Origin of the sequence: Mesorhizobium sp. M7A.F.Ca.AU.002.02.1.1, assembly GCF_003998535.1 — a bacterium.
Lineage (GTDB): Bacteria > Pseudomonadota > Alphaproteobacteria > Rhizobiales > Rhizobiaceae > Mesorhizobium > Mesorhizobium ciceri.
In genome coordinates, this window is sequence record NZ_RZPB01000586.1 from 1 (window position 1) to 3,773 (window position 3,773).

A 3,773-nucleotide genomic window follows, 5' to 3' on the forward strand; every position below is an offset into this window, starting at 1 on the left:
GGGATGGCTTTATGTGCAATGGCTCTGGGTGGATGAGCGGCTGCGTGGCCAGCACATGGCCGGCAAGATGCTGGACGCGGCCGAACATGAAGCGGTGGCGCGCGGCTGTCAAAACGCCTGGATCGACACCTTCAATCCGAATGCCGCCAAGGTCTATCAGCGCCAGGGTTATCAGCCCTTTGGAACACTTGCCGACTTCCCCGTCGGCCGCAGCCGCATCTTCCTGCAGAAGAAACTGGCTTAACCGGCGAGTTTTCCGCCCTGCATCGGCCGCGGTGCGCCGGTCGTGCTCGGAAAACTGATCGGCAGGCCGCGCAGCACGCGAACCGCGAGGAAGGCAAAGCATTCCGCCTCCACCGCGTCGCCGCTCCAGCCCAGGCTCTCGGCCTGCACCACCTCGACGCCGGCGCGGCTGGCCAGCATCGCCATCATGGTCGGATTATGGCGACCTCCGCCGCTGACCACCAGTTTCTTCGGCCGGTGCGGCAAGAGGTCGAGTGCCTTGCCGACGGCGCCGGCGGTGAACGCGGTGAGCAAGGCCGCACCATCCTCTGCATTCAGGCCGTCCGCCATCGCGGCACCGAAGTCGAAACGGTCCAGCGATTTCGGGTAGGCTTTGCTCAGATAAGGGTGCTGCAGCAGCTTGGCGAGCCGGGCCTCGTCGACCGTTCCCGCCCAGCCAAGCGCGCCGTCGCGGTCCATCTCGCCGAGCCCCTTCGACTTGATGAAATCGTTGAGCGGCGCGTTGGCGGGGCCGGTGTCGAAGGCGACGACATTGTCAGCGCCGTCCCACCAGGTGATGTTGGCGACGCCGCCGAGATTGAGTACGGCGACCTCGCCATTGGCACCGGCGCTGCGCATCAGCGCGGTGTGATAGACCGCGGCCAGCGGCGCGCCTTGCCCCCCGGCGCGCATGTCGGCCGAGCGGAAATCGTATGCGACCTTGGTGCCCAGTATGGCATGCATCAGCTCACCGTCGCCGAGCTGCCGGGTCTGGCCCAGCCGTCCAACCTGCGGCGCACGATGCAGAACGGTCTGGCCGTGAAAACCGACGATGCCGATATCGGCCATCGTCATGCCATAGCCTTCGACCAACTCCTTGACGGCCGCCGATTGCGCGCGTGTCAGGGCATCCTCCGCGGTGCGGAAGATCGCCGGCTCCGGCCCAACGAAACTCCACCCCCGCGCCTCCGTCAGCGTCTCTTCCAGCAGCGAGCGGATCGACGCGGGATAGGGCATCAGCCGGTAGGTGCCGAAATCCTCGATGCGTTCGCCATCGGTCTTGATCAGCGCGACGTCGATGTTGCCGTCCAGCACCGTGCCGGTCATCAGGCCGACGGCCCAGATTGGTTCCATAGTCGTTTCCTCGTTGAGCATGATCTTTTCCGAAAACCGTTTCCCACTTTTCGGGACCATGCTCCAGTCCCCATCGATGAGATCGCCGATAGCTTTGCGAAGCCTGACGATTCTACCGTCAAAATATCGGTCGGATGAATCCGGTTGGCGGGCAAGGTCCAAGCCTTGCCACTGTCGAAGCGGCGGTCTCGGTGCTGAAGGCCGAGCGGCCTTCGTAGCGCCACAGGCGATGCTGGACCGCGCAACGTTGGTTCTGCAGCCGTCTGGCTCAACAACCGCCGAGATGCCACCTCTTGCCTGTCAGCCCCGAAGGCGCGACCTTGCCTGATCTGGCGAACGCTTCCGCCGAAATCCGCAAGGAGTGAAAAATCATGGCATCCGATGTGGCCGTCATTGCAGGCGCCGGCGCTGGTCTGAGCGCCTCGCTTGCGCGCCTTCTCACCCAGGAAGGCTTTCGCGTGATTCTGGCCGCCCGCAATTTCGAGAAGCTCAGCGCTCTGACCGACGAAACCGGTGCGCTGGCCGTCGAGACGGATGTTGCCGACGTCGCGTCCGTCGCCAGCCTGTTCGACACTGCAGACAAGGCCGGCCCGCTGGCGCTTGCAGTGTTCAACGCCAGCGCGCGCACCCGCGGACCGATCGCCGAGCTCGATGCCGAAGCGGTCAAACAGGCATTGCTGGTCGGCGCCTATGGCGGCTTCCTGGTCGGCCAGCAGGCGGCGCGCCGGCTGCTTGGGCGGGGTTCCGGATCGATCCTGTTCACCGGCGCCACCGCCAGTGTGAAGGGATTTCCCGGCTCAGCCGGCTTCGCCATGCCGAAATTCGGCCTGCGCGGCCTGGCGCAGTCCATGGCCCGCGAGCTCGCTCCGCAGAACATCCACGTCGCCCACTTCATCATCGACGGCCAGATCGAGCCGGCCGGACAGGTGGCCGATCCCGGCCGGCCGGACCGCCGTCTATCGCCGGACGCCATCGCCGAGGCCTATCTTACAACCCATCCCCAGCATCGCAGCGCCTGGAGCTCGGAGCTTGAGCTGCGGCCCTGGGCAGAGACGTTTTGACAGTGCAGCTGATCGCCTAGGGGCCAACTAATCGCCTGGCGGGAAGTAACGCGATCCTTCCGCCATTCCTTTTACATTAGGTGATACTAATATTTTGTGGCGCTGAGCTGCTTATCCAATACATAAAAAAGCGCAGTGTAATATATACGTTTGTTTAACGTCGGTTGTGCATCTTGCTGGCTTTCCCGGTCTAATTGAGAACGCGTATGCCGGTTACACGTCGTACACTGCTTGCGGCCGGGAGCGGCGGGTTGCTGATCTCGCAAGCCCGGGCGGCCAACACTCCAGGACAGCAGGCGGAGAACGCCCCAACGCCGATCGCGAGCGGCGATGCCTTGCGCATCGCAATGCCGGCCTTCGCTTCCAATCCGTTCTTCCCGGCCGACGGATCGGGGGACAATGGCATAGACATGGAACTGGCCCACGGCATCGCCGCGGCGCTTGGGGTCGAGCCGGTGTTCGACCGATCCGCCGCAACGTTCGACGATATCGTCAGACAGGTCAGTTCCGGACAGGCCGACATGGCGATTGGCAAGCTCAGCAGGACGCTTCAGCGCGGCCGGTCGATCATCTATTCCCGCCCCTACGCCATGCTGCGGCAAGGGCTGATCGCCAACCGCCTCAACCTGGCGCGTATCGCGCAAGGCAAGCCGCCAGAACAGATTGTCCGTGATTTCTCAGGTGATCTCGGCGTGATCGAGGGCTCTTCCTTCGCCACTTATGCGGCCACGACTTTCCCACATGCGCAAATCCATCGCTTGGCAAGCTGGGACCTGATCATCGATGCGATCCGAAACGGGACGATCGACATGGCCTATCGCGATGATTTCGAGATCAAGAAGCTGATGGTCGACGATCCGTCGATGACAGTCGTAGCGCGCTCCATCACGCTGACCGACAAGGTCGATACGATCGCAGTCGGCGTGCGGCCGGACAATCCGCATCTCGCGGCCTTTGTCGATCTGTATCTCGACCTCGCGCGGGGTCAGCAGATTCTCAACACGGACGAGATCATCGCCCGCTATCGCCTGGGGAGCAAAGCCTGACAATGGCCATCTCCGACGTAGCCGGACCCCTGCCTTTCGATTGGCGTCTCGCGGCAAGGCGTATCTTGCGATCGCCGGTGACGACGATTGCGATGATTGCTGCAGGAATCCTGTGCGGCCTCTACTATCCAGACTTTGCCCATGCGATCAGCCCTGTCGCACAACTCTACCTGAATTTCCTAAAGATGGTCGTCCTGCCCTATTTGGTCTCATCGGTCATCTTCTCCATCACGGCGATGGTCCAGGACCCGAAATCGGTCCGCTACCTCGGTAAGGTGGGTATGGCCGTGCTGGTCGTGTCGTTCCTGGC

Annotated in this window: 5 protein-coding genes; 4 read left to right on the plus strand and 1 reads right to left on the minus strand. The window is 63.0% G+C overall.

The annotated features are described in order from the left end of the window. The coding region (locus tag EN879_RS27275; RefSeq protein WP_164774606.1) for a GNAT family N-acetyltransferase at nt 1-244 on the plus strand (244 nt) is incomplete at its 5' end. On the opposite strand, the gene EN879_RS27280 is transcribed toward EN879_RS27275, so the two are convergent. Continuing rightward, nucleotides 241-1,356, minus strand: a complete 1,116-nt coding sequence (locus tag EN879_RS27280; protein WP_063170182.1) for an anhydro-N-acetylmuramic acid kinase — start codon at nt 1,354-1,356, stop codon at nt 241-243. The genes EN879_RS27275 and EN879_RS27280 overlap by 4 nt on opposite strands. Before the next feature lie 371 nt (nt 1,357-1,727). On the opposite strand from EN879_RS27280, the gene EN879_RS27285 reads away from it, so the two are divergent. The 3 genes from EN879_RS27285 to EN879_RS27295 form a co-directional block, all read left to right on the plus strand. Next, nucleotides 1,728-2,417 carry an SDR family NAD(P)-dependent oxidoreductase gene (locus tag EN879_RS27285; RefSeq protein ID WP_063167598.1) on the plus strand — a complete coding sequence of 230 codons (690 nt, stop codon included), beginning with the start codon at nt 1,728-1,730 and terminating at the stop codon, nt 2,415-2,417. A 206-nt stretch (nt 2,418-2,623) separates the two neighbouring features. Beyond that, complete coding sequence (locus tag EN879_RS27290; RefSeq protein WP_063167599.1) at nt 2,624-3,463, plus strand: transporter substrate-binding domain-containing protein; 840 nt, start codon at nt 2,624-2,626, stop codon at nt 3,461-3,463. A gap of 2 nt (nt 3,464-3,465) precedes the next feature. Then, nucleotides 3,466-3,773: cation:dicarboxylase symporter family transporter (locus tag EN879_RS27295; protein ID WP_127274356.1), on the plus strand; the 308-nt coding region annotated here is incomplete at its 3' end.

Coding starts and splice junctions, on each gene's coding strand:
- EN879_RS27280 (WP_063170182.1), bottom strand. CDS start 1,356: ATGGAACCAATCTGGGCCGTCGGCCTGATGACCGGCACGGTGCTGGAC.
- EN879_RS27285 (WP_063167598.1), top strand. CDS start 1,728: ATGGCATCCGATGTGGCCGTCATTGCAGGCGCCGGCGCTGGTCTGAGC.
- EN879_RS27290 (WP_063167599.1), top strand. CDS start 2,624: ATGCCGGTTACACGTCGTACACTGCTTGCGGCCGGGAGCGGCGGGTTG.